Below are 24602 nucleotides of genomic sequence, written 5' to 3' on the forward strand. Positions count from 1 at the left end.
GCATCCGGACCCCCTCGCGTGGCACGGGCAGCGATGGATCGCGCCCGGGACCATGCCGAGGGGCACGAGCAACTCAGCGAGCCGCTGGCCGCGTTTCCCAATATGGGCGAGACGCCGGTGATGCCGTGCGCCAGGGTCGCCGTCGCTCGGGGAATCTCTTGTTTCTCCCCCCAAACCGGAGGGACGAAGGCATGCGCCGCGACCCGAAGGCGGGGATGGCGGAGCCGTTGGCCGCCCGCGTCGCCCGGACCTGCGCGGACGATGCGGTGCAGGTCCACGGGGGCGACGGCTTCGCGCGTGAATACGATGCTGACCGCCTGCGTCTCCGATGCGCGGATCCTGTCCATCGTCGAACGGGCCGCCTAGATACGGGGCCGGGTCATCGCGCTGCCGCGACGACGGGGATTGCCCGCCGGACTTCGACATGCCGTAACGCGGTTCCATGCGCCCCTTCCTCGTCCTCCCCCTGCTTCTGGGCTTCTGCCAGCCCGACGAGACGATCTCGGGCCATTCGGACCGCGGCGCCGTATGGCACCTGGTGGAACTGAACGGCGAGCCCTTCGACGCCCCCGCCACCCTGTCCTTCCCCGAGGAAGGGATCGCCCGGGGCCAGGGCCCCTGCAACACGTTCCGCGCCACCCAGGCTGCCCCCTATCCGTGGATCGAGATCCGCGGCATCGCCGCCACCCGCATGGCCTGTTCCGATTTGGACGCAGAAACCGCCTATTTCGCGGCTCTGCGCGAGGCGACCTTGGTGGAGGCGTCGCCTCGCATACTGCTCCTGACTACCGAGGACGGGATGGAGGCGGTGTTCACGAACGGCCCCCCGGCAGACTGAGCGCGGGATCGAACGCGTCCGGCAGGGCCAGAGGACCGCCCGCGATCGCATCGGCCAGCCGTTCCGCCGCCAGGGGGGCCACAGCGAAGCCGATCTTGAACCCGCCATTCGCGATCCAGTGCCGGTCCCGCCCAGGCCAGCGCCCCACCATCGGGGACCGCGTCCGGGCCCGCGGCCGCAGCCCGGCCCAGCGCTCCACCACCGGGGCGTGGGCCAGGTCGGGCACCGCCGCGCGCGCACGCGCTACGACATCGTCGAGCAGCGCATCCGTTCCCGGATGCCCGAACGACCGCTCGGAGGTCGATCCGACCCCGACCGTCCCATCCGCGTGCGGCACGACATGCAGTCCGTCTACGTACAGTTGCGGCAGATCGCGGCGGTCCAGGCGGAGGGTCGCCGCCTGTCCCTTGATCGGCGTGCCCGACCCGGTGGCGTCCAGTCCCGCCCAGCCCGTCGCGTGGACCACCTGCCCGCCGTCGGGCGCATCCGGTTCCACCGTGCCGTCCAGCGCGCGGACGGCATCGGCCAGCGCTCGGCAGGCGCGCCGGGGGTGCAGGCGGGCGGACAACGTGTCGTGGACGACCTTCGGCGTCGCGGGGGACCAGCCGCCGGGGGCGTCCACGACCGCCCAGGTCGCCGCGCCCTGCCATAGGCCGTGCGCGGCCTCGGCCCGCTCCACCGCCCGGGCCATCGCGGCCTCGTCGGGGATGGGCTGCAACCGTCCCGTCCGGGCATATCCCGGATCGCCGCCGCCGACCTGCGCCACCGCGGCCCACCAATCGGACGCAATGAGTAGGGCATCGCGCTGGAACGCCTTCGTTTCCGTCCAACGCTCGGGCGCATGGGGGGCCAGGGCGCCCACGATCCCGCCCGACGCGCCCGCCGCGACGCCGTGGGGATCCACAACCGCCACCCGCATCCCGCGGCACGCGCAGGCATAGGCGACCGAAAGGCCGGCCACGCCCGCGCCACGCACTGTCACGTCCGGCATTGCCATCGCATCCCCCCTGCCCCATCGCTGCACCGGGGAGATGTGCGATGGACGTCGAGCGGCGCAACCCGTCCCTGGACTGGAAGGACGGCGTCCCCGTGGCGTCGGCCTTCGGCGATCCGTACTACTCCCTGCAGGACGGCGTGGCCGAGACGCGGCACGTCTTCCTGTCGGGCAACGACCTGCCCGCCCGGTTCCGGGACGGGTTCCACGTCGCCGAGCTGGGGTTCGGGACGGGCCTGAACTTCGCGGTCACCATCCAGGCGTTCCGCGCCGCCGCCCCGGGGCGGCGCCTGCGCTATACCGCGTTCGAAGCGTTCCCCCTGCATCCCGGGGACCGGGCCCGGGCGCTCGGGGCGTTCCCCGACCTGCCGGACCCCCTGCCGCCGGGTTGGGACGGCATCGCGCCGGTCGCGAAACCTGACTTCGACCTGATGATCGTGCCGGGCCATGCGGACGCGACCCTGCCCGACTGGGACGGATGGGCGGATGCCTGGTTCCTCGACGGCTTCGCGCCGGCACGGAACCCCGACCTGTGGACGCCCGCCCTGATGGCGGACGTCGCCGCGCATACGGCGCCGGGCGGCACCTTCGCCACCTATACCGCGGCAGGGCATGTCCGCCGGGCCCTGGCGGCGGGCGGCTTCGCGGTCGAGCGGATCCCGGGCTTTGGTCGCAAGCGCCACATGACGCGCGGCCGGCTCCGATGACCCGCAGCGACGACCGGCTGGGCATCGCGATGATGTCGGCGACCATGCTGCTGCTGGCCGTGCAGGACGGGTTCAGCCGTCACCTCGCGGGGGAGTACAACGTCTGGATGGTCGTCACGATCCGGTACTGGTTCTTCGCCATCCTGGCGCTGGGTCTCGCCGCGCGGCGCCCCGGGGGGCTTCGACGGGCCTGGGGCACGCCGCGTCCGATCCTGCAGGCGTGCCGTGGCGTGCTGCTGGTCTTCGAGATCTGCGGCCTGGTCGCCGCCTTCACCGTCCTCGGCCTGACCGAGAGCCACGCGATCTTCGCACTGTGCCCCTTGCTCATCGCTGCACTGTCGGTGCCACTCCTTGGGGAACGGGTGGGTCTGTGGCGATGGCTGGCCATCGGCGTTGGCTTCGTGGGCGTTCTGGTCATCCTGGACCCCGGTGCCGGCGTCGTATCCCCCTTCGCCGTCCTGGCACTGGCATGCGCCTTCGCCTTCGCGCTCTATTCCGTGCTGACGCGGCTGGTCGCGCGGACGGACGATGCCCTGACCAGCTTCGTTTGGACGGGCGTGGCCGGTGCCATCGCCATCACGCCCCTCGGGCTATGGGCATGGGAGCCGATGGCCCCGGCCGACTGGGGGTGGATGACGGGCCTGTGCGCCGTCGCCGCCCTGTCGATGTTCATGCTGATCAAGACCTACGAGACGGCGGAGGCCAGCGTCGTCCAGCCCTTCGCCTATCTGCAACTGGTCTTCGTGACGATCATCGGCGTCACCGTCTTCGACGAGGTCGTCAGGCGGGAGGTGCTGATCGGAGGTGGCATCGTCATCGGGGCCGGGCTGTTCACGTTGTGGCGGGCGCGGCGGACGGGTGCCCGCGGCCCCCAGCACGGCCACCCCCGGGCCTGACGGGTCGTCGCCCCCCCGCCGCCGCGCCCCCCGCTACCCCCCGATATCGGCGCGCGCGATGGCGGTGGCCTTCACGATGGCCCAGGCCGGCATCCCCTCCACCAGGCCGAGCCGATTCAGCGATGCCTGGGTGATCCGCGACAGCAGATGGGCCTTTCCCGCCCGCAGGCGCAGCATCGCCCCCGGACCCTCGCCCGGATGGATGGCAGCGACCTCGACCGGCAGGACGTTCATCGCCGACAGGCCCGCCGGCCGGACGGTCGCGAGCATGACGTCGGTCGCCGGAATGCGCACGCGAACGACCCCGCCGGGCACCGCGCCATCGACCGGCAGCGACAGGACGCCCGCCCCCGTCTCGATCCGCGCGATGCCGCCCATGGCCGACAGGACGCGACCGTCCAGCACGGCGCCCGCCGCGCGCGGCCCGATCACGGCGGCCAGCGCGGGATCGGACAACAGCGCCGCCACCGGCCCCGCACGCACCACGCGGCCGCCCCGCATCAGCACGAGCGTGTCGGCGAGGCGCGCGACCTCCTCCATAGCATGGGTGATGTAGAGGACGGGGACCCCGCCCGCGCGCAATCCTTCGAAATGGGGCAGGATCCGGTCCCGCAGGCGGTGATCCAGGGCGGCCAGGGGCTCGTCGCAGATCAGCAGGCGCGGGCGGCGCAGCAACGCACGGCCCAGCGACACGCGGGCGGCCTCCCCCCCCGACAGGTGGATGGGCTTGCGGTCCAGCAGGTGCAGCAGATCCAGGCGGGCGGGGATGTCCGCCAGGTCGTCCGACGGCGCACCGAAGAGCAGGTTCCGCCGGACGTCCAGATGCGGCATCAGCCGCGGCTCCTGGAACACGTATCCGATGCCGCGACGGTGGGGCGGCAAGACGGACAGGTCCCGTCCATCCAGGGCGACGCGCGCACGCGCGGGTCGGTCCAGACCGGCGACGACGCGTGCCACGCTGGTCTTGCCCGCCCCGCTGGGGCCGAACAGGGCGGTCACGCCCGCCCCCAGGGACAGGTCGACATCGAGTTCGAATCCGCCGCGGATCAGCCGCACGGCGATGTCCAGCGTCACGCGGGGTCCCGCAGCCGCGTGGCCATGCGGCGGGCGACGACGTCGGACAGGACTACCGCCGCCAACGACACGGCGACGGCGACCGCGACGAGGCCACGGACGGACGCCTCGCCCCCGGGGACCTGCAGGAAGGCATAGATCGCGGCGGGCAGGGTCCGCGTCTCGCCGGGGATGGACGCGGCGAAGGTGATGGTGGCCCCGAACTCTCCGAACGCCTTCGCGAAACCCAGCGTCACGCCCGCGAGCAGGCCAGGGGCCATCAATGGCAAGGTCACGCCCCGCCACACCGCCCAGGGGGACCGGCCCAGCGTGGCGGCGGCCTCCTCCAGCCCGGGGTCGACGGCTTCGATGGACAGGCGCATGGGGCGGACCATCAGCGGCAACGCCATGACGCCCGCCGCCAGCGCCGCGCCGGTCCAGCGGAAGGCGAGCGGCAGGCCCATCGCTTGCAACGCCGCGCCGAGGGGGGCCGAGGGCGCGAAGAGCAACAGGAGCGCATAGCCCGTGACGACGGGGGGCAGCACCAGGGGCAGATGGATCGCGGCGGCCAGAAGGTCGCGGCCCCGGAAGCGGCCCCGGGCCAGGAGATGCGCGAGTGCCAGGGCCAGGGGGGCGGTGAGGACGGTGGCGGTCAGGGACACGCGAAGCGACAGGGCCAGCGCCTGGACGGCCTCCGGCGGAAGGTCGATCATGCGGGGGTGAAACCATGCGCGGCGAAGACGTCGCCCGCGCGGGTCAGGTCGTCGATCAGGGCATGGGCCGGGGCGCCAGCCCCCGCCGTGACCGCGGCGAGGTACTCGATGGGATCGTGCGCGTCCGGGGGGACCTCCGCGACCGCGTCCACCCCGGCCCCCAGGTCGGAGCGATAGACGACCCCCAGCGGCACGTCCCCCCGCGCCACGTAGGCCAGCGCCGCGCGCACGTTCTCCGCCACGATCAGGCGATCGACCACGGCGTCCCACAGGCCCAACGACACCAGGGCCTGTCGGGCATACCGTCCGGCGGGCACGGACAGCGGATCGCCCATCGCCAGGCGCCCGTCGCCCAGGCGGTCCAGGACGGCGTCGGACGTCAGGGGAAGGGGCGCGCCCCCCGCCCGCGCGGCGAAGACCAGGACGTTGCCCGCGACCACGTGCGCGCGCCCCACGGCCCCCTGCCCGATCAGCCAGTCCATCCAGTCCCGCGCTGCCAGGATCACCACGTCCGCCGGCGCGCCGTGGGCGATCTGCCGCGCCAGGGTGCCCGATCCGGCATAGGTCAGCCGCGTCCCCGGCAGTGCCCATCCGTCCAGCACGGTCTTGAGCGAGGCGGCCGCGAAGACGGTCAGTACGTCCTCCGCGCCCGCCGCCCCGGCGACGCAGTACGCGGCCCCGCCCGCCAGGACGGCGCGGCGATCAGAACGGAATGGCGATGCCATCGTGATCCAGGAATGCGCCCGTGGCGTCCAGGTCCAATTTTTCGAACCGGTCCCACAGGCCCCGGGCGCTGTCCCGCGGGGCGACGGCGGCGCTCGCGCCGCCCATGTCCGTGCGGACCCAGCCGGGGTGGTATATCCCCACCGCGATGCCCTGCCCCTTCAGGTCGATCGCCAGGTTGCGCCCCAGATTGACCGCCGCGGCCTTCGACGCGCGATAGGCATAGGACCCACCAGAAGCCCGCGCCTGCGACCCCATGACCGATGCCACGATCGCGATGCGCCCGCCCCGCGACAGGTTGCGCCGCTGCGCCTGCACGGTCAGCAGCACGCCGGTCACGTTCGCCGCGAAGGTTCCGGTCAGGTCGTCCGTGGTCAGGGTCGCCAGGTCCCTGCCCTTATCGAGATAGACGCCCGCGTTGCAGACCAGCAGGTCCAGCGCGCCGATCCGTTCCGCCAGCGCGGCCTGCTGTGCCGTGTCGGTCACGTCCAGCGGATGGTCCCCGTCCCGGGTGGTGCCCGTCACGTCGTGGCCCCGGGCGCGCCCTTCGGCGACCAGTGCCGCGCCGATGCCGCGGGACGTGCCGGTGATCAGCGCGCGCATCAGTTCGACTTCGCCTTGGGCCGGAACGGCAGGGGCGCGATGGGCACCCCGTCCTCCAGCAGGGACTTCGCCTGCGGCGCGGTCGCCTCGCCATAGATCGCGCGGGCGGGCTTGTCGCCCAGATGCTGCGCCCGCGCCTCCGCGGCGAATCCGTCCCCGACATAGGTCGCTTCCGATTCGACCTTGCGGCGGATCGCGGCGAGGGCGTCGGCCATCCCCGCCGGCACGTCCGTCGATACCTTGGGCGCCATCAAGCCCTTGCGCACGCCGCCGCCGCCGCAGACGGCGCAGGTCAGGTGCCCCTTCGACACAAGGGTGTCGTAGGCGTCGGCGTTCGCGAACCACGACTCGAAGTCGTGTCCGTCCTCGCAGCGAAGGGCATAGCGGATCATGGCGGCACCGGTCTGACGTGGACCGGTCACGTAAGCAAGCCCGCGTCCCATGCAAGCGCGCGCGGCGTTGGACCGAGGCCACGCCGGGCCTATCTATCCGCTATGCGCGTGCCATTCCTCCTGCTGCTCACCGCCCTGCCCGCCACGGCCTTCGAGTTCGAGGCGATCGAGGGGGGGATCATCGACCTGGACGCCCTGTCCGATCGCGCCGTGCTGGTCGTCAACACGGCTTCCCTGTGCGGATTCACCGACCAGTACGCCGAGTTGCAGGAGCTGCACGAGCGGTACGGGGACGCGGGCCTGACCGTCCTGGGGGTGCCGTCCGACGACTTCCGGCAGGAACTGTCCGACGACGCGGCGGTGGCCGCGTTCTGCGAGGTCAACTATGGGCTGACGATCCCGCTGACGACGATCACGCCGGTGCGCGGGTCCGACGCGCATCCGTTCTATCGCTGGCTGGCCGACACGCATGGGAAGGCGCCGCGCTGGAACTTCAACAAGGCGCTGCTGGCGCCCGGCGGCGACCTGGCGGCGTTCGAGGGGGCGGGCGTGCGCCCGACCTCCCCGCGCATGATCCGCGCCATCGAGGGCGTGCTGCCGCGGTGAGCCCGCCCCCGGTCATGCTGGGGCACGACATCTATCGGGGGTCGTCCTATGGGCCCTGGCACCCCCTGCGGGTGCCGCGCGTGTCCACGGTGATGGACCTGTCCCGCGCCCTGGGCTGGCTGCCGCGGGATCGGTTCGTCCGCTCCCCCCGCGCCAAGCCGGATGCGCTGCGCGTCTGGCACACCGCGACCTATGTCGGGGCCTTGCGGGACGCGGAAACCGCGGGGGAGGTCACGGACGCGGTCCGTGACCGGCACGGCCTGGGGACCACCGCCTGTCCCGTGTTCCCGGAGGTGTGGCGCAGGCCCGCGACCTCGGCGGGCGCGTCGTTCCTGGCCGGCGACCTGGTTGCGCGGGGGGGCGTCGTGCACCATCCGGGCGGGGGCACGCATCACGCGATGCCGGACCGCGCATCGGGCTTCTGCTATCTGAACGATCCCGTGCTGACGATCCTGTCGGTCCGCCGGGCGGGGGCGCGGCGGGTGGCGTATGTGGACATCGACGCGCATCACATGGACGGCGTGGAGCATGCGTTCCGCGACGATCCCGAAACGCTGCTGATCTCGTACCACGAGGAACGGCGCTGGCCCTTCACCGGGCATCTGTCGGACGGGGGGATCGGGCAGGTGTTCAACCTGCCCGTCCCGCGCGGTCTGAACGACACGGAGGCGGGCGCGATCCGCGACGCGCTGATCGTGCCCCTGCTGGAGCGGATGGCCCCGGATGCCATCGTGATCCAATGCGGCGCCGACTGCCTGGAGGAGGATCCCCTGTCCCGCCTGGCGCTGTCGAACCGCCTCTATGCCGACACGATGCGCGCGGTCCTGCCGCTGGCGCCGCGCGTCGTGGTGCTGGGGGGTGGCGGCTATAACCCGTGGTCGGTGGGGCGGTGCTGGACGTTGCTGTGGGGCGTGATCGCAGGGCGGGACGTGCCGGACCGCCTGCCGGCCGAGGCGGAGGACGTCTTGCGGGGGCTGGAGTTCCGCGGCAACAGCCGGGGCCGGAACCCGCCGGACCACTGGTTCACCACCCTTCAGGACGAGGGGCGACCCGGGCCGGTGCGGGCGGAGGTGACGGATCGCATCGAGGCGTTGCGGACGCGCGACGACGTCCTGATCCCGTGAGGGCGTCATGCTGCGGTGCGGCGAACAGCCTTCGGTCCGGGGCGCGATGGGCGGATCGCGATGCCATCAGTGTGACCGGGAGCGTCGTGGGGTGCAACCGGGCGCCGCCCCCTTGCACGCAAGGGTTTCGCCGGGGCGAGGCGGCGCCCGGCGCGCATCCCGGCGGGCGATGGGGACGGGTCGGCGCCTGTCTGCTTTGCGTCTGCGTTCCGTCTGCCCGGCGTCGGACGGGTTTCCCGATTCGGGGGTGACGGTCGGGCGCGCGGCCAGCGGGACCGCCGCGCGAGCGGGGGGCGTGTCGCGCCGGATCCTCAGCCCACGGCCTTGCCGAACCGGGGCACGCGGGATCGCTTCATCAGGGCGCGGACGTCCATGTCGTGGCCCATCGCCGCGGCGCGGTCCCGGACCCCCGCCGCGATCTGGCCGACCGCCCACGCGTCCCGCCCCCACAGATCCAGTAGGAACCCGTCCGGATCCCACAGCGCCACCCCTTCGGCCGCGACCTCCGCCTTCGGGAAGTCCTTGCGGTTGAACGTCACCAGCCGGTCCGCGGACCCGTCGATCGCAGAGGCCAGGACGTGGACGTCGTCCGGGTCGGGCAGCCAGAGGCGCGCCGTCGTCCGGTCCGTGGCGGAAACCTCCGCGTCGGGCCAGGCGTCCCGCAGGAGCGCGATCTCGGCGCGCGCCTGCTCCTCCGCGCCCGGGCCCAGCTTGGGCGTGGCGCGGGCCCATTCCTCCAGGATGCGGGCGGACCAGAGGGGACGGTAGAGGCCGGCGGCGGCGCAGCCCAGCAGCACCTCGCGCAGGACGGTGGGGAACAGGACGTTCGCGTCCAGGAGGACCTTCACCCGGTCAGTCCAACCGGAAGGTCAGGCATTTAAGGTATCCGCTTTCGGCCAGTTGCGGATGCACGGGGTGGTCGGGACCCGCGAAGCCGGTGCGGACCAACTGCGCGCGGCGGCCCGCGCGTCCGATCCCGCGGATGCTGGCGGCGCGGAACTTGTCCAGATCGGCGGCGTGCGAACACGAGCAGAGCGTCAGGACCCCCCCGCCCGCCACGAGGGCGGCGGACAGGCGCGCCGTGCGTTCGTAGGCGCGCAGCCCCTTCTCCAACGCGGGCTTGGCGGGGGCGAAGGCGGGGGGGTCGGCCACCACGACGTCGAACGTCTCGCCCGCCAACGCTTCCATCGCGGCGAAGGCGTCGGCCTTGCGCATGTCCAGGCGGTCGGCGACGCCCATCGCCTCCGCCCCCCCGCGGGCCAGGTCGAGCGCGGGGGCGGACCCGTCGACGGCCAGAGCGGAAGCGGCGCCCTGCGCCAGCGCGGCCAAGCCGAAGCCCCCGACATGGCTGAACACGTCCAGGACGCGCTTGCCCCGGGCCAGCCGCGCCACGAAGGCGTGGTTGGCTCGCTGGTCGTAGAACAGCCCCGTCTTCTGCCCGCCGAGCAGGTCCGCCAGATAGATCGCGCCGTTCATCGGCACGCGGACGGGTTCGGACACGGTTCCCAGCAGCACCGCCGACGCGTCGTCCAGCCCTTCGGCGGCGCGGGCCCGCCCGGTGGCGGACTTCACGACGGCCCGGGCGCCCATCGCGACCAGGACGTCGACGAACAGGTCCATCCGGGCGTCGGCCCAGGCGGCGTTGGGCTGCACGACGAAGGTGTCGCCGAACCGATCGATCACGACGCCGGGCAGGCCGTCCGCTTCCGCGTGGACGAGGCGATAGAAGGGCGCGTCGAACAGCGCTTCGCGCAGCGACAGCGCGGTGGCCAGGCGATCCGCCAGCCAGTCGCGGTCGACGATCGCGGCCGGATCGCGGTCCAGCACGCGGACGGGGATGCGGCTGTCGGGGGTGACGGCGGCGCAGGCCAGCGGGGTGCGGTTCGCGTCCTCCAGCACCGCGACGGTGCCGGGGGCCAGCGCCCGTGTGCGGCGGTCCAGCACCACCTCGTCGGCGAAGGCCCAGGGGTGGCCCCAGCGGATGCGGCGGGCGTCCACCTTCGGGCGCAGGCGGATCGTCGGGCGGGGGGGTGCGTCGGAATCGTCGTCCATCGCCCGCGCCTTATCGGCTGCGGGCGGCGGACGGAAGCGTCGATCAGGCGGTGCGGGCCTTCGCGGGATGCCCGACGCCGGACAGGCCGCGCAGGCTGGCGACGAGGCGGCGCGCGCCGCGGCGCAGGGCTTCGGCGCGCATGTGGCGGGCCCGACGCTCGATGGCGATCAGGTCGACGGTGTTCACGGTATTCATGGTCTTCTCCTTCGCGGGACCGGCGTCACGTCGCCGGACCCATCGTTTCGGTGCGTTCCTCCCCCGACACCCGACCTAGGGGGCGAGGCGGCCGACCACCAATGCCGGGCGCGAAACCCCGCCATGCGCCGCACGCATCCGCGCGGCGGGTCAGAGCGCGGGGAGGTCCGGCAGGTCGTCGAGATCGGGCAGGTCGGGCAAGTCCGGGAGATCGGGCAGGTCCGCCGCCGCGGGCATCGGCGCTGCAGGCGTCCGGTGGGCGGAATCGGGAAGGGCCGGGGCTTTCGGCGCCTGGGCGGGCACGGTGCCGGCGGCACCCGTCAGGACCGGCAGGGTCGCGGTTTCCTCCGACGGATCCGCCCCGTCGACAGAGGCCTCCCCCCCGTCGCCGACCTTCACCGCACGCAAGCCGTTCTTCTGGCCCAAACGGCCCGGGATCGTGCCCGCGCTCCGGCGCGGACCGGGCCGGCCGCCGCCGAGGGTCCCGCCGCACAGGGTGAGGCGGGACAGCGCGCCCGCGGGCAGCGGGATCGTGTCGCCGACCTTCAGGCCGACCAGCTGCGACAACGGCAGGGTGATCGGCGGCAGCATCGCTTCCAACCGCACGCGTCCGTTCGACAGCACGTCCTCCGGGGTGCGCGCGGGGGGCGGGGCCGCGGGGGGCGGGGCCTTCGCCGCCGCCGCGGGCTCGGCCGCAGGCGCGGGCAGGCCCGGGCGCAGCGAGGCGGGCAACAGCAGGATGACCGTCACGTCGCGGGCGCCCATGCCGACCGTCAGCGATGCCGTGCAGCGGATCACCGTTTCGGCCCGGACGTCCAGCGCGAGCGATCGGCCGCTCGTCAGGTGCCGGGCGGGATCCAGCTTGGCGATGCGGGTCACGCCGAGGGCTTCCGCCAGTTCCCCGAGCAGGGCCGCGGCGAAGGGACGCGACAGCGCCGCGTCGATGCGCGTGGGCTTGCGGGCCGCCCGGCCCGGACCGTCCACGCGACCCAGGGTCTGCACCTCGACCAAGGCGTCCACCAGGGCGCAGTCGATGGCTATGGCCCCGACGGGGGCGCCGTCCGCCGCCGTCAGCGGCAGCACCATCGTCGGATCCGGCAGGGCCTCGAAGGCCGGCCCCGCATCCGGCCTGTCGGTGTCGCAGGCCGTCACCTCGACGTCCAGGCCGGCCATGCGCGCCCCGGTCCGGTTCAGGGCGTCGCGCGTCATGGCGACGAGCCCGGGCACGGCCTCCGCCGCCCCGTCGGTCGCGGCGGGAGCGATCAGCCTTGCCATGCGCCGGAGCGCGGGATTGAACGAATCGGCGGACATGAGACCCGTGCCTGAGAACGCCCCGGTCATGCATTCAACTGGTTAACATATGCTTCTGACGGCCCGGCCGCGCCGGCATCCCCGCGGCGGGCGGGTTCCCCGCGCCTCACTGGGCGGCGATGGCCCGGCCTGCGGCCCGGGGGATCCGCACGCGGAACGCGCCCCCGTCCCGTCCCGGCAGATAGGCGATCGAACCGCCCAGCCGGTCCATTACCTCGCGGCAGATCGCCAGGCCCAGGCCCGCGCCCCCGGCATGGGCGTCGTCCGTCAGGCGGGCGAACTTCTCGAACGCGAGCGCGCGATCTTCGGGCGCGATGCCCGATCCGTTGTCCACGAAATCGACCGCGACGACCGCGCCGCCGGGTTCCGCGCGGATGGTCAGGCGGGGGGCTTCGGCGTCGCAATACTTGGCCGCGTTGGCGATCAGGTTGATGAACACCTGCAGGAGCCTGTCGGGATCGGTCGTCACGCGCACGGCCTCGCCCGCGGGGTCGCGGTCGATTGCCAGCGCCCCCGGCCCGTCCGGCGCCGCGGCCAGGACGGCGCGGTCGAGGACGTCCGCGAGGGTGACGTCCTGCAATGACAGGACGACCTGGCCGCTTTCGAGGACGCCCAGGTCCAGCAGGTCGTCCAGCAGACGGGTGAGGCGGCGGCTTTCCTCCCCCACGATCGCGGCATAGCGCGCCCGCTCGGGCGGCGGCAGATCCTCGACCGCCAGGATCTCGGCGAAGGCGCGGATCGAGGTCATCGGGGTCCGAAGCTCGTGGCTGACCTGGGACAGGAAGGCGTCCTTCTGGGCCGAGATCCGGGTCAGCTTCGCGTTGGCCTGGCGCAGCTCCGCGGCGGTGCGTTCCAGTTCGCGCGACTGGGCCTGGAGGCGGGCGGACTGCTCCAACGCTTCCGCGGTCTCGTCGGCGGCGTTCATCAGATCCTCCACCGAAACGGGGCGGCGTCCGCTGATGTCGGCCACCATCGCGTGCGCGGTGGCCGCGCCGACCGATCCGGCCAGCCTGCGCTCGACGGCGTCCATCAGGTCCGCGGTCGGCAGCGGGGTGTCGCCGTCGCGGCCCTGCGCGCGCGCCTGGCCCGCGAACAGGGCGCGCGCCTCGCGGTAGCCGAGGATGCGCTGGGCCATCAGCATCAGATCCTCCGCCCCCGCGAGGCCGCCCCGCGCGGCGGGACGGGCGGCATCGCCCGTGGCGTGGTCGAAGCGCGCCGCCTGCAGGCGTTCCAGGTCCGTGGGCTCGGTCAGGAGCGACACGACCGCCAGGAGTACGACGTTCGCGCCGAGCGACAGGACCAGCGCGGTGACGAGCGGGTCGCCCTGCAGGCCGAACATCGCCTGCGGCCGCAGCCAGGCCAGGCCGAACGGCCCGTCCGCCATCAGGCCCGACAGGACCGGACCGTCGAAGACCGGCAGCAGCATCGTCCACAGCCAGACGAGGAACCCCGCGCCGATCCCGACCGCGGCGCCCGCGCGCGTGGCGTCGCGCCAGAACAGGCCCGCCAGCAGGGCCGGCAGGATCTGCGCCAGCCCCACGAAGCTGACCAGCCCGATCGCGGCCAGGGCCGCCGTGCCGCCCGTCACGCGGTAGTAGGCCCAGCCCATCGCCACCACGAGGACGATGGCCGCCCGCCGCGCGCGCAGCGCCACCGCCCGCATGTCGCCCGACATCGTGGCCCCCGCCATCCCGCGCCGCGCCAGCCAGAGCGGCATGACCACGTGGTTCGACAGCATCGTGGCCAGCGCCACGGCGGTCACGATCACCATGGACGTGGCCGAGGAGAAGCCGCCGAGGAACGCCAGCATCGCCAGGTCCCCCTGCCCCGCGGCCAGGGGCAGCGTCAGGACGAAGAGGTCGGGGTTGCCGTCGGGCAGGCGCGCCAGCCCCGTCGCGGCGATGGGCACGACGAACAGGCACATCGCCATCAGATAGGCCGGGAACGCCCAGGACGCGGTGAACAGGTGCGCGGGGTCCGAGTTCTCGACCACGGTGATGTGGAACATGCGCGGCAAGCAGATCACGGCGGCGGCGGACACGAAGATCAGCCCGGCCCAGCGCCCCGATGCCGCCTGCCAGTCGGACAGGGGCGAGGCGGCGACCACGTCCCAGGTCGCCCGGATGCCGTCGTTCAGGTGCCACACCACGAAGGCCCCCACCGACAGGAGCGCGATCAGCTTGACCACGGCCTCCACCGCGATGGCGGACACGATGCCGTCGTGCCGTTCGCCCGCGTCCAGGCGGCGCGTGCCGAACAGGATGGTGAACAGCGCCAGCCCCCCCGCGACGGACAGGCCGAGCCAGACGGGATCCGCCGCGACCGGCCCCTGCGCGAAGGCCCGCACGCTGAGGGTGACGGATTGCAGTTGCAGGGCGATGTAGGGCGTGGCGCCCACGACGCAGAGCAGCGTGACGAGGGCCGCCAGGGCGGGCGACTTGCCGAACCGGGCCGACAGGAGGTCGGCGATGGAGGTGATCCGCTCCGCCCGCCCGATGGCCACCAGCCGGCGCAGGATCCACCACCAGCCGACGAAGACCAGCGTCGGGCCCAGGTAGATGGTCATGAACTCCAACCCCGACCGCGCGGCGTAGCCCACCGCGCCGTAGAAGGTCCAGGCGGTGCAATAGACCGACAGCGACAGGGTATAGACGAGCGGCCCGCGCAGGAGGCGGTTGCCGGGCCGGCGTTCCGCCACGAAGGCGATCGTGAACAGGAAGGCGACATAGGCCAGGCAGGCCAGCGCCAGCCGTTCGGCGGTCATGCCGGCGTCACCGGGCGTGGCGGGACAGCCACCAGGCCAGCGCGATCAGCACGGTCCAGGCGGCGAACAGATAGGCCATCCAGGGCGCGGTCGCCCCTGCCGCGCCGGGCGTGCCCGACAGCATCAGGTCCGGCAAGAGGAACAGCCCGACCCCCAGGAGCGGCAGGAGCCGCACAGCGTCGGTCCCGCGCGGCGCCTTCACGCGACCCGTCCGCGCGCGGCGAGCCGGGCGACGCGCTCGACCAGCTCGGCGTTCGAGAAGGGTTTGGTCATGAAGGCAGTCACGCCCAGCGCCTCCGCCCGTTCGCGGTCCTTAGCCTGCCCCTTGGCGGTCAGCATCAGGACGGGCAGCCGGGCCAGCGGCCCTTCGCGGACCGCCGCGAGGATGTCGAACCCCGAGCGGCCCGGCAGCATGACGTCGAGCACCACGACGTCGGGGCGGTGCCGTTCGACCGCCGCGACCGCGCTGGTGCCGTCCGAATGGGTCGAGACGTGCCACCCCGCCCGGCCCAGGAGGAAGGCGATGGCGGTGGCGATGTTGGGCTCGTCCTCGATCAGCAGGACATGGCCGGGGGTCCCTCCGTTCGGGGCGGCCACCTCGGCGGACGTTCGGCCTGGATGCGTCATGGCCGGCCTCCCCTCCGTCCACGTCTGTTCGACACACTCACCCACCGGCCCCGTCCTGTCCAGCCCCGGTCAGGGACGGCTCGCGCCGCGCGGGGCAGCCGGTGCGGGGGCAGACCCGGCAGCCGGGTCCCACGGGCAGGGGCGTCGCATCCGCGCGTCCCGCCGCCCGCGTCACCATCATGGTCGCTTCCAGCACGGGACCGTGGGTGGTGCCGGCCGCGACCTCCACCGCCGCGTCGGCGATCCAGACCGCGTCGTCCGGCGTCGCGAGATAGGTGCGGATCGGATGCATCGGCCGGGCGAAAGCGGCATGGACGGGCCAGAGCGCGCAGCCCGAGCCGGCGGAGGGCAGGACGAAGCCCGCCACGTCGCGCCGTCGCAGCACGGCGCCCGCCGCGTCGCAGACCACCAGCCCCCGGGCGGGATCGAGCGCCGCGATCCGCCGCAGGACCAGGGGCACCGGGACGCCCGCGGCGGCGGCCAGGTCCGCCGGGATCGCGGCGGGGTCCGGTCGCGGCAGGGCCGCCGCATCGGCGCGGTCGCGTTCGAGGGCGGCGGAGGCCAGGCCGCGCGCATCGGGCGGCAGGTCCGCCACCAGGGCCCGGACATCCGCGGGCGCACCCCCCGGCTCCGGGCGCGGCCGCGCGGACAGGAACGCCTGCGCGACCTCCGCCGGGGTGCCGTGCTCCGCCCGCTCCCCCTGGGCGTCGAAGAACCCGGTCATCCCCTCCGCCGCCCGTGCCAGCCGGCGCGATTCCACGTCGAGGTTGTCGTGGAACCGCCGCAGCCAGGCGGCGTCCAGCGTCGGCGACTGGGCCAGGATCGACGCGGTGGCGCGCACGGAGCTGACGGTCGACAGGATCTCGTGCATCGCGTCGGCCAGGGCGGGGTCGTTCGCCAGGCGATCCGACAGCGCGGCGATGCGGGCGCGGTCCCGTTCGGCGCGACCGACCAGTTCCGCCACCAGACGGGCCCAGTCGGGAAAGCGCCTGACGAGTTCCGGCGCGTCGCCCACCACCCCGTCGCCGAGCCCGGATTGCCGGGCCGCGACGCGCAGCGCATCCAAAAGCTCCGGCTCCCCGTCGCCAAGCAACTGCGCCCGGTCCACGCCGAGCACCTCCGCCAGCCGTCCCAGGAGGGCCCCGGCGACGGGGCGGCGGTCGTGCTCGATCAGGTTGAGGTAGGACGGCGAGATGCCTGCCGCCGCGGCGGTCTGCCCTTGACGCAGACCCAGCGTCAGCCGCCGTTCGCGGATGCGCGCACCCGTCGGCGTGGCCCGTTCCCCCATGTACACCCCCCTCGCCGCGGTGCCGCATGTTTTCGCCGCACCCGCGCGTGGAGGTTTTTACAACGATACGACGGACACGGTAAGTATCTTCACAGAATTACCGCAGGTTCGATACGGGGCGTTGCCAGATGACCCCTCAATCGGGATACAAGCCGCGTGCGTCCATTCGATGGACACGCGCCTTCGGTCGATGGGAGCGATCGACGGGCGAACTTCACAGGGAGGGTCTTCATGACCAAAGGCAACTTCACACGTCGCGGCGTGCTGCGCACCGGCGCGGCGGCGGGTACCGGCCTCGCGGCGCCGACGATCTTCACCGGCGCGGTTTGGGCCGACGCCCATACCGGCTTCACCAACGCGCCCCAGGGCGACACCGTCACGCTGGGCTTCAACGTGCCCCAGTCCGGCCCCTATGCCGACGAGGGCGCCGACGAGCTGCGCGCCTTCGAGCTGGCGGTCGAACACCTGAACGGCGAAGGCGACGGCGGGATGCTGTCCACCTTCTCCGAGCAGAACCTCGACGGCACCGGCATCATGGGCAAGCGGGTCGAGTTCGTGACCGGCGACACCCAGACCAAGTCCGACGCCGCCCGCGCCTCCGCCCGCTCGATGATCGAGCGCGACGGCGCGATCATGGTTTCCGGCGGCTCGTCCTCGGGCGTGGCCGTGGCCGTGCAGGCGCTGTGCCAGGAAGCGGGCATCATCTTCATGGCGGGCCTGACGCACGCCAACGACACGACCGGCAAGGACAAGCGGGCGAACGGCTTCCGCCACTTCTTCAACAGCTACATGTCCGGTGCCGCGCTGGCCCCGATCCTGGCCGCGCAATACGGGAACGACCGCAAGGCGTACCACCTGACGGCGGACTACAACTGGGGCTACACGACCGAGCAGGCGGTGCGCGAGTCGACCGAAGCCCTGGGCTGGGAAACGGTGAACACCGTCCTGACACCCCTGACCCAGACGGACTTCAGCTCCTACATCACGCCCGTCCTGCAGTCGGACGCCGACATCCTGGTGCTGAACCATTACGGCGGCAACATGGTCAACTCGCTGACCAACGCCGTGCAGTTCGGCCTGCGGGATCGTCAGGTCAACGGCAAGCAGTTCGAGATCGTCGTTCCGCTGTATTCCGAGCTGATGGCGCGGGGCGCGGGTCAGAACATCGCGGGCATCCTGGGGTCCCAGAACTGGGACTGGAAGCTCGAGAACCAGCTGGGCGACCGGTATTCCGGCACGAACGCGTTCGTGCAGTCCTTCGGCACGAAGTACGGCTTCCCGCCGTCCCAGGCCGCGCATACCTGCTACGTGCAGACGCTGCTCTATGCCGACGCCGTGCAGCGCGCGGGCAGCTTCAACCCCTGCGCGGTGGTCGAGGCGCTGGAAGGCTTCGAGTTCGACGGCCTGGGCAACGGCCCCACGCTGTATCGCGCCGAGGATCACCAGTGCTTCAAGGACGTCGTCGTGGTGCGCGGCAAGGAGAACCCGGAGAACGAGTTCGACCTGGTCGAGATCGTCGAGGTCACGCCGGTCGACCAGGTGACCTATGCCCCCGACCACCCGCAGTTCGCGGGCGGCTCGCTGGGCGAGTGCAACCCGGGCGCCTGACGCCCGCCCGGCCCCCGGCTCGACCGGGGGACCCGTCCGACCCGGTAGGACGCCCTCGAACACGGCGCGCGGCCCCCATCCGGGCCGCCGCCCACCCCACACGACACCCCATCCCCTTCCCCCACGCACGAGGACCGGACCGATGGACGCCATCATCCTTCAGATCCTGAACGGGCTCGACAAGGGCAGCGCCTATGCCCTGATCGCCCTGGGATTGACGCTGATCTTCGGCACGCTGGGGGTCGTCAACTTCGCCCACGGCGCCCTGTTCATGCTGGGCGCGTTCTGCGCCGTGACGCTGTCGCGCCTCCTGCAGCTCAGCCACGAGGTCGTGGACGACACGCGCACGGACTTCCTGGGCAACCCGCTGACGGTCGACGTGCCCTACGTCTACGACATCTTCGGCGAATCGGCGGGCGCGGCGATCATCGACTGGGCCGTGCCGCTGGCGATCCTGTTCGCCATCCCGATCATGATCCTCATCGGCGTGGTCATGGAACGCGGCCTCATCAAGCACTTCTACAAGCGTCCCCACGCGGACCAGATCCTCGTCACGTTCGGGCTGGCCATCGTCCTGCAGGAGGTCATCAAGTACTTCTACGGCGCCAACCCGATCCCCACGCCCGCGCCGTCCGCCTTCGTCGGCAGCTTCGACTTCGGGGCGGTCCTGGGATTCGATCCGGGCAGCATCGTGTATCCCTACTGGCGCCTGATCTACTTCTTCTTCGCCGCGATCGTCATCGCCGCCGTCTTCGCCTTCCTGCAGTTCACCACCTTCGGCATGGTCGTCCGCGCGGGCATGGCCGACCGGGAAACGGTGACGCTGCTGGGCATCGACATCGACAAGCGGTTCACGATCATGTTCGGCCTGGCCGCGGCCGTCGCGGGACTGGCGGGGGTGATGTACACGCCGATCAACAGCCCCAACTATCACATGGGGATGGACTTCCTGGTCCTGTCCTTCGTGGTGGTCGTAGTCGGCGGCATGGGCAGCCTGCCCGGCGCCGTGCTGGCCGGCTTCCTGCTAGGCATCATCGAGGCCTTCGCCTCCATGTCCGAGGTGCTGGAGATCCTGCCCGGCATCAACCAGATCGTGATCTACCTCGTGGCGATCATCGTGCTGCTCACCCGTCCCCGCGGCCTGATGGGCCGCAAGGGCGTGATGGAGGACTGACCCCATGACCGATCAAGTCACCAACGCCTCCGGCGCCCCGATCCCCGCCGCCCAAACCCGACGCGACGCGCGCGACCGGGTCCTGGGACTGGGCAAGAAGGATTTCGGCCTGTTCCTGCTGGTCATCGCGCTGACGATGCTGGCGCCCTTCATCCTGAACCCCTTCCCGGAAGGGTCGGCGCTGTCGCAGTTCAACGCGGGCTATCCGGACCTGATGCAGCGGTTCGTGATCTTCGGCATCTTCGCGATCGGCTTCAACATCCTGTTCGGCCTGACGGGCTATCTGTCGTTCGGCCACGCGGCCTTCCTGGGGGTCGGCAGCTATGCGGGCATCTGGGCGATGAAGCTGCTGACGCTGAACGTCATCCCCTCGATCGTCACGTCCATCGTCGTCGCGGGCCTGTTCGCCGCGATCGTGGGCTTCATCTCGTTGCGCCGGTCGGGGATCTACTTCTCGATCCTGACGCTGGCCTTCGCGATGATGTCCTTCGCGCTGGCCTATTCGGTGCTGACCCCCATCACGGGCGGCGAGACGGGAATGCAGCTGCAGTACTTCGACCCCCGCATCCTCGACGGGCCGTTGGAACCGGGGACCACGCCGCGCGCCAACCTCTTCGGGCTGGAGATGGCGGCGTCCTATCAGTTGGAGGTCGGGGCCTGGCTGTTCACCTTCAACGCGGGCTACTACATCGCCGCGATCGTCATGCTGATCGCCTTCTACCTGGCCATCCGCATCTTCCGGTCGCCCTTCGGCATGATGCTGCGCGCGATCAAGTCGAACCAGCAGCGGATGAACTACACCGGCCTGAACTCCAAGCCCTATACGCTGGCCGCCTTCATCATCTCCGGCATGTATGCCGGGCTGGCGGGCGGGCTTCTGGTGGCGATGGACACGCAGGTCGGCGCGGAACGGATGTTCTGGACCGCGAGCGGAGAGGTCGTGCTGATGACGATCCTGGGCGGCGCGGGCACCCTGATCGGCCCCGTCCTGGGCGCCGGCTTCATCAAGTACTTCGAGAACATCGTCTCGAAGATCAACGAATCCACGCTGGAGGCCTGGTTCGCCTTCCTGCCCGGCGGGCTGTCGGACGCCGCGGTGGCGGTCGTCTATCCCTTCGTGGGCAAGGGCTGGCACCTGACCCTGGGCCTGCTGTTCATGGCGGTCGTCATCTTTCTGCCCGGCGGCCTGGTGCAGGGCGGCAGCAAGCTGGCCACCGTGTTCCGGCGCGACAGGAACGCGGGTCCGGTCGAAGGCGCGGCGGCCGAGAAGCGCCAAGCGGCGGAGGATTGAGCATGGGCATCCTCGAGGTACGCGACGTCTCGAAGCGGTTCGGCGGCCTGCAGGCCCTGGGCGACGTCAACCTGTCGGTGGCCGAACGGTCGGTCCACGCGATCATCGGGCCGAACGGCGCGGGCAAGTCGACGCTGCTGAACTGCCTGGTCGGCAAGCTGATCCCCGACACCGGGTCCGTCAGCTTCGAGGGCCAGTCGGTGCTGGGCCGCAAGCCGCACGAGATCAACCAGATGGGGATCTCGCGCGTGTTCCAGACGCCGGAGATCTTCGGCGACCTGACCGTGCTGGAGAACATGCTGATCCCCTGCTTCGCGCACCGGGACGGCGCGTTCGACCTGAGCGCCTATGCCAACATGATGTCCGACACCGAGATCGTGGACCGCGCGGAGCATGCGTTGTCGGACATGCGCATGGCCGACAAGCGACACATGCACGCCGCCAGCCTGTCGCGGGGCGACAAGCGCCGGTTGGAGATCGGGATGTGCCTGGCGCAGGAGCCACGCCTGCTACTGCTGGACGAGCCCACCGCCGGCATGGCGCGGGCCGACACGAACAACACGATCGACCTGCTGCGCGAAATCAAGGAAACCCGCCCCATCACCATCTGCATCATCGAGCATGACATGCACGTCGTGTTCAGCCTGGCGGAACGCATAACCGTGCTGGCGCAGGGCACGCCCCTGGTCGAGGACACCCCCGACAGGATCAAGGGCCACCCGAAGGTGCGCGAGGCCTATCTGGGCGAAAGCTCCGGCCATTGACCGGGATGGCGGGGTGAACCCCGCCCTGCCCAAACCGTAGGGCGGGGTCCGCCCCGCCACCCACCGGAGGACACCGACATGAACGTCAAGCCCGACTTCACCCGCAGCGCCAACCAGGCCGCGACGGCGCCAGCCTACTTCTCGGTCCACGACGTCCACGCGTATTACGGCGAAAGCTATATCGTCCAAGGCGTCAGCTTCAACGTGCACGAGGGTGAGATCCTGGCCCTGCTGGGGCGCAACGGGGCCGGCAAGACCTCCACGCTGCGGGCCTGCGCCCGCCTGGGCAACCCGGAGGTCCGCAAGGGCGAGATCTGGCTGGACCACCAGCCGCTGCACACCATGTCCGCGCACCAGGCCTCCGCCGCGGGGCTGGGGCTGGTGCCGGAGGACCGCCGCATCATCCCCGGCCTGACCGTCGAGGAGAACCTGAAGCTGGCGCAGATCGCGCCGCCGATCGGCTGGTCGCTCGACCGCGTCTACGACCTGTTCCCCAAGCTGCGGGAACGCCGCCGGCAGGAGGGCGTGACCCTGTCGGGCGGCGAGCAGCAGATGCTGTCCATCGGCCGGGCGCTGACCCGCGACATCAAGGTCCTGCTGCTCGACGAACCCTACGAAGGCTTGGCCCCCGTCATCGTCGACAAGATCGAGGAGGCCCTGATCGAGATCAAGAAGCTGGGCATCACCACGATCCTGGTCGAGCAGAACGCCGTGCGCGCCCTGACGCTGGCCGACCGCGCGGTCATCCTCGACACCGGCGGCGTGGTCTTCGACGGCACCGCGGAAGAGGTCCTGAACGACGCCGCGTTGCGTTCCGAGTATCTGGCGATCTGAGACCGATCCGCTACACCGGTCGACACGCACGAACCCGCCCCCCGGCGGGACCAGAGGGAGTGACGCTATGCCCGACGATCCGATCTTTCCGCCTTCCGATGACATGGCGGCCCGGTCCCATGCGGACCGCGCGACCTATGACCGGATGTACGCCGAGAGCATCGACGACCCGGTCGCCTTCTGGGCGGAGCATGGCAAGCGAATCGACTGGATCGAACCCTATACGCAGGTGAAGGACACCTCCTTCGCGCCGGGGAACGTGTCGATCGAATGGTTCCGCGACGGGGTCCTGAACGTCGCGGCCAACTGCATCGACCGGCATCTGGCGACGCGGGGGAACGAGACGGCCATCATCTTCGAGCCCGACGACCCGTCCGTCGTCGAGGGCGGCGGCGCGCAGCACATTACGTACCAGCAGCTGCACGCGCATGTCTGCAAGTTCGCCAACGTCCTGAGGGGGATGGGCGTCGGTCGCGGCGACCGCGTCGTGATCTACCTGCCGATGATCCCGCAGGCCGCGTACGCGATGCTGGCCTGCGCCCGGATCGGGGCCATCCATTCCGTCGTCTTCGCGGGCTTCTCGTCCGACGCGCTGGCCGCCCGCATCGACGGGTCGGAGGCCAAGGTGGTGGTCACCGCGGACGAGGCCCCGCGCGGGGGCCGGGCCACGCCCCTGAAGACCAACGCCGACGCCGCCTTCGACAAGGCCCGCACGACGCCGAAGATGCTGGTGGTCAAGCGGACGGGCGCGGACGTCCCCATGACGGAGGGTCGCGACGTCTGGCTGCACGAGGCGGAGGACGGGGTCGACAACGATTGCCCGCCCGAACCGGTGAACGCGGAGGATCCGCTCTTCATCCTCTACACCTCCGGTTCGACGGGGCAGCCGAAGGGCGTGGTCCACACGTCGGGCGGCTATCTGGTCTATGCGTCGATGACGCATCAATACACGTTCGACTATCACGACGGGGACGTGTTCTGGTGCACCGCCGACGTGGGCTGGGTCACGGGGCACAGCTACATCGTCTATGGCCCGCTGGCGAACGGCGCAACGACCCTGATGTTCGAGGGCGTGCCGACCTTTCCCGATGCCGGCCGCTTCTGGGAGGTCTGCGCCAAGCATCGCGTCACGCAGTTCTATACCGCCCCCACGGCGATCCGCGCGCTGATGGGCAAGGGTGACGAGCACGTGACGAAGCACGACCTGTCGTCCCTGCGCCTGCTGGGCACCGTGGGAGAGCCGATCAACCCCGAGGCCTGGATGTGGTACCACCGCGTCGTGGGCGGCGGACGATGCCCCATCGTGGACACGTGGTGGCAGACCGAGACAGGCGGTCACCTGCTGACCCCCCTGCCCGGCGCGATCCCCACCAAGCCCGGCAGCGCGACCTTGCCCTTCTTCGGCGTGAAGCCGGTGATACTGGAGCCGACGACGGGCGAGGCGATCCACGACAGTCCCGCAGAGGGCGTGCTGTGCATCGCCGACAGTTGGCCCGCGCAGATGCGGACCGTGTGGGGCGACCACGAGCGGTTCGAGAAGACGTATTTCGGGGATTACGCGGGGTACTACTTCACCGGCGACGGATGCCGGCGCGACGCGGACGGATACTATTGGATCACGGGCCGCGTGGACGACGTCATCAACGTGTCCGGCCATCGCATGGGCACCGCGGAGGTCGAGTCGGCCCTGGTCGCCCACCCGAAGGTCGCCGAGGCCGCCGTCGTCGGATACCCCCACGAGGTCAAGGGACAGGGCATCTATGCCTATGTCACGCTGATGGGCGGTCAGGACTACACCGACGACCTGCGGGCGGAGCTGTCGAACTGGGTCCGCAAGGAGATCGGCCCCATCGCCAAGCCGGACCTCCTGCAATGGGCGCCCGGCCTGCCCAAGACCCGGTCCGGCAAGATCATGCGCCGCATCCTGCGCAAGATCGCGGAGAACGATCCCGGCTCGCTGGGGGACACGTCCACGCTGGCGGACCCGTCCGTGGTGGACGACCTGGTCGAGAACCGCATGAACCGCTGACGACCGCGCCGGGCG

26 protein-coding genes are annotated in these 24602 nt (G+C 71.6%); 12 read left to right on the top strand and 14 right to left on the bottom strand.

Going from position 1 to position 24602, the window contains the following annotated elements; all coding sequences use genetic code 11:
* The first annotated feature begins 191 nt into the window (after positions 1–191).
* On the top strand, positions 192–548 hold the full coding sequence (locus tag P0084_RS18515) for an acyl-CoA dehydrogenase family protein (RefSeq protein WP_374213593.1): 357 nt from the start codon (positions 192–194) through the stop codon (positions 546–548).
* Positions 443–838: an META domain-containing protein gene (locus P0084_RS04350; protein WP_308915590.1), complete on the top strand. Its 396-nt coding sequence runs from the start codon at positions 443–445 to the stop codon at positions 836–838. Before P0084_RS18515 ends, P0084_RS04350 begins: the two co-directional genes overlap by 106 nt.
* Here the strand turns inward: P0084_RS04350 and P0084_RS04355 are convergent.
* Positions 813–1829, bottom strand: a complete 1017-nt coding sequence (locus P0084_RS04355; protein ID WP_374213594.1) for an NAD(P)/FAD-dependent oxidoreductase — start codon at positions 1827–1829, stop codon at positions 813–815. The genes P0084_RS04350 and P0084_RS04355 overlap by 26 nt on opposite strands.
* A 47-nt stretch (positions 1830–1876) precedes the next feature.
* Between P0084_RS04355 and mnmC2 the strand changes: the two genes are divergently transcribed.
* Both mnmC2 and P0084_RS04365 read left to right on the top strand, forming a co-directional pair.
* The gene (gene mnmC2 / locus P0084_RS04360; protein WP_308915592.1) at positions 1877–2539 is read left to right on the top strand and encodes a tRNA (5-methylaminomethyl-2-thiouridine)(34)-methyltransferase MnmC2; all 663 of its coding nucleotides are present in this window, start codon (positions 1877–1879) and stop codon (positions 2537–2539) included.
* Complete coding sequence (locus P0084_RS04365) at positions 2536–3435, top strand: DMT family transporter (protein WP_308915593.1); 900 nt, start codon at positions 2536–2538, stop codon at positions 3433–3435. Before mnmC2 ends, P0084_RS04365 begins: the two co-directional genes overlap by 4 nt.
* A 33-nt stretch (positions 3436–3468) precedes the next feature.
* On the opposite strand, the gene modC is transcribed toward P0084_RS04365, so the two are convergent.
* From modC to P0084_RS04390, 5 genes are read right to left on the bottom strand one after another with little or no spacing between them, the layout of a single operon-like run.
* The gene (modC, locus tag P0084_RS04370) at positions 3469–4509 is read right to left on the bottom strand and encodes a molybdenum ABC transporter ATP-binding protein (RefSeq protein ID WP_308915594.1); all 1041 of its coding nucleotides are present in this window, start codon (positions 4507–4509) and stop codon (positions 3469–3471) included.
* Positions 4506–5201: a molybdate ABC transporter permease subunit gene (modB, locus tag P0084_RS04375; RefSeq protein WP_308915595.1), complete on the bottom strand. Its 696-nt coding sequence runs from the start codon at positions 5199–5201 to the stop codon at positions 4506–4508. The genes modC and modB overlap by 4 nt, the downstream gene beginning before the upstream one ends.
* On the bottom strand, positions 5198–5926 hold the full coding sequence (gene modA / locus P0084_RS04380) for a molybdate ABC transporter substrate-binding protein (protein ID WP_308915596.1): 729 nt from the start codon (positions 5924–5926) through the stop codon (positions 5198–5200). The genes modB and modA overlap by 4 nt, the downstream gene beginning before the upstream one ends.
* Positions 5904–6527 (bottom strand): SDR family NAD(P)-dependent oxidoreductase, encoded by a 624-nt coding sequence (locus P0084_RS04385; RefSeq protein ID WP_308915597.1) that lies wholly within the window; start codon positions 6525–6527, stop codon positions 5904–5906. The genes modA and P0084_RS04385 overlap by 23 nt, the downstream gene beginning before the upstream one ends.
* Positions 6527–6949: a DUF1178 family protein gene (locus P0084_RS04390; RefSeq protein WP_308915598.1), complete on the bottom strand. Its 423-nt coding sequence runs from the start codon at positions 6947–6949 to the stop codon at positions 6527–6529. The genes P0084_RS04385 and P0084_RS04390 overlap by 1 nt, the downstream gene beginning before the upstream one ends.
* A 72-nt stretch (positions 6950–7021) precedes the next feature.
* Here P0084_RS04390 and P0084_RS04395 point away from each other — a divergent pair, with 72 nt between their 5' ends.
* Positions 7022–7525, top strand: coding sequence for a glutathione peroxidase (locus P0084_RS04395; RefSeq protein WP_308915599.1), 504 nt, complete (start codon positions 7022–7024; stop codon positions 7523–7525).
* 14 nt (positions 7526–7539) lie between these two features.
* Entirely contained in the window at positions 7540–8649 is a 1110-nt protein-coding gene (locus P0084_RS04400; RefSeq protein WP_308915818.1) for an arginase family protein, read from the top strand.
* 311 nt (positions 8650–8960) lie between these two features.
* On the opposite strand, the gene P0084_RS04405 is transcribed toward P0084_RS04400, so the two are convergent.
* The 8 genes from P0084_RS04405 to P0084_RS04440 all read right to left on the bottom strand — a co-directional run bounded on the left by P0084_RS04405 (position 8961) and on the right by P0084_RS04440 (position 16887).
* Positions 8961–9497: an RSP_2648 family PIN domain-containing protein gene (locus P0084_RS04405; RefSeq protein ID WP_308915600.1), complete on the bottom strand. Its 537-nt coding sequence runs from the start codon at positions 9495–9497 to the stop codon at positions 8961–8963.
* Positions 9498–9501: 4 nt separating this feature from the next.
* Positions 9502–10701 (bottom strand): RSP_2647 family RNA methyltransferase, encoded by a 1200-nt coding sequence (locus tag P0084_RS04410; protein WP_308915601.1) that lies wholly within the window; start codon positions 10699–10701, stop codon positions 9502–9504.
* Between the two features lie 43 nt (positions 10702–10744).
* Complete coding sequence (locus P0084_RS04415; RefSeq protein WP_308915602.1) at positions 10745–10897, bottom strand: RSP_7527 family protein; 153 nt, start codon at positions 10895–10897, stop codon at positions 10745–10747.
* A gap of 150 nt (positions 10898–11047) precedes the next feature.
* Complete coding sequence (locus P0084_RS04420) at positions 11048–12172, bottom strand: hypothetical protein (RefSeq protein WP_308915603.1); 1125 nt, start codon at positions 12170–12172, stop codon at positions 11048–11050.
* A 142-nt stretch (positions 12173–12314) separates the two neighbouring features.
* Positions 12315–14972, bottom strand: coding sequence for an ATP-binding protein (locus tag P0084_RS04425; RefSeq protein ID WP_308915604.1), 2658 nt, complete (start codon positions 14970–14972; stop codon positions 12315–12317).
* Between the two features lie 7 nt (positions 14973–14979).
* Complete coding sequence (locus tag P0084_RS04430) at positions 14980–15174, bottom strand: hypothetical protein (RefSeq protein WP_308915605.1); 195 nt, start codon at positions 15172–15174, stop codon at positions 14980–14982.
* Positions 15171–15599: a response regulator transcription factor gene (locus P0084_RS04435; protein WP_308915606.1), complete on the bottom strand. Its 429-nt coding sequence runs from the start codon at positions 15597–15599 to the stop codon at positions 15171–15173. Before P0084_RS04435 ends, P0084_RS04430 begins: the two co-directional genes overlap by 4 nt.
* A gap of 37 nt (positions 15600–15636) precedes the next feature.
* Entirely contained in the window at positions 15637–16887 is a 1251-nt protein-coding gene (locus P0084_RS04440) for a short-chain fatty acyl-CoA regulator family protein (RefSeq protein ID WP_308915607.1), read from the bottom strand.
* A 231-nt stretch (positions 16888–17118) separates the two neighbouring features.
* Here P0084_RS04440 and P0084_RS04445 point away from each other — a divergent pair, with 231 nt between their 5' ends.
* The 6 genes from P0084_RS04445 to acs all read left to right on the top strand — a co-directional run bounded on the left by P0084_RS04445 (position 17119) and on the right by acs (position 24587).
* Positions 17119–18495: a substrate-binding protein gene (locus tag P0084_RS04445; protein WP_308915608.1), complete on the top strand. Its 1377-nt coding sequence runs from the start codon at positions 17119–17121 to the stop codon at positions 18493–18495.
* A gap of 142 nt (positions 18496–18637) precedes the next feature.
* On the top strand, positions 18638–19669 hold the full coding sequence (locus P0084_RS04450; protein ID WP_308915609.1) for a branched-chain amino acid ABC transporter permease: 1032 nt from the start codon (positions 18638–18640) through the stop codon (positions 19667–19669).
* Positions 19670–19805: 136 nt separating this feature from the next.
* Positions 19806–20960, top strand: a complete 1155-nt coding sequence (locus P0084_RS04455) for a branched-chain amino acid ABC transporter permease (protein WP_308915819.1) — start codon at positions 19806–19808, stop codon at positions 20958–20960.
* Between the two features lie 2 nt (positions 20961–20962).
* Positions 20963–21724, top strand: a complete 762-nt coding sequence (locus tag P0084_RS04460) for an ABC transporter ATP-binding protein (protein ID WP_308915610.1) — start codon at positions 20963–20965, stop codon at positions 21722–21724.
* Positions 21725–21802: 78 nt separating this feature from the next.
* Positions 21803–22558, top strand: coding sequence for an ABC transporter ATP-binding protein (locus P0084_RS04465; protein ID WP_308915611.1), 756 nt, complete (start codon positions 21803–21805; stop codon positions 22556–22558).
* Between the two features lie 67 nt (positions 22559–22625).
* Entirely contained in the window at positions 22626–24587 is a 1962-nt protein-coding gene (acs, locus tag P0084_RS04470) for an acetate--CoA ligase (RefSeq protein WP_308915612.1), read from the top strand.
* The last annotated feature ends 15 nt before the right edge of the window (positions 24588–24602 follow it).

The organism is Jannaschia maritima (assembly GCF_030973515.1).
In the GTDB taxonomy this organism is placed as follows: domain Bacteria; phylum Pseudomonadota; class Alphaproteobacteria; order Rhodobacterales; family Rhodobacteraceae; genus Jannaschia; species Jannaschia maritima.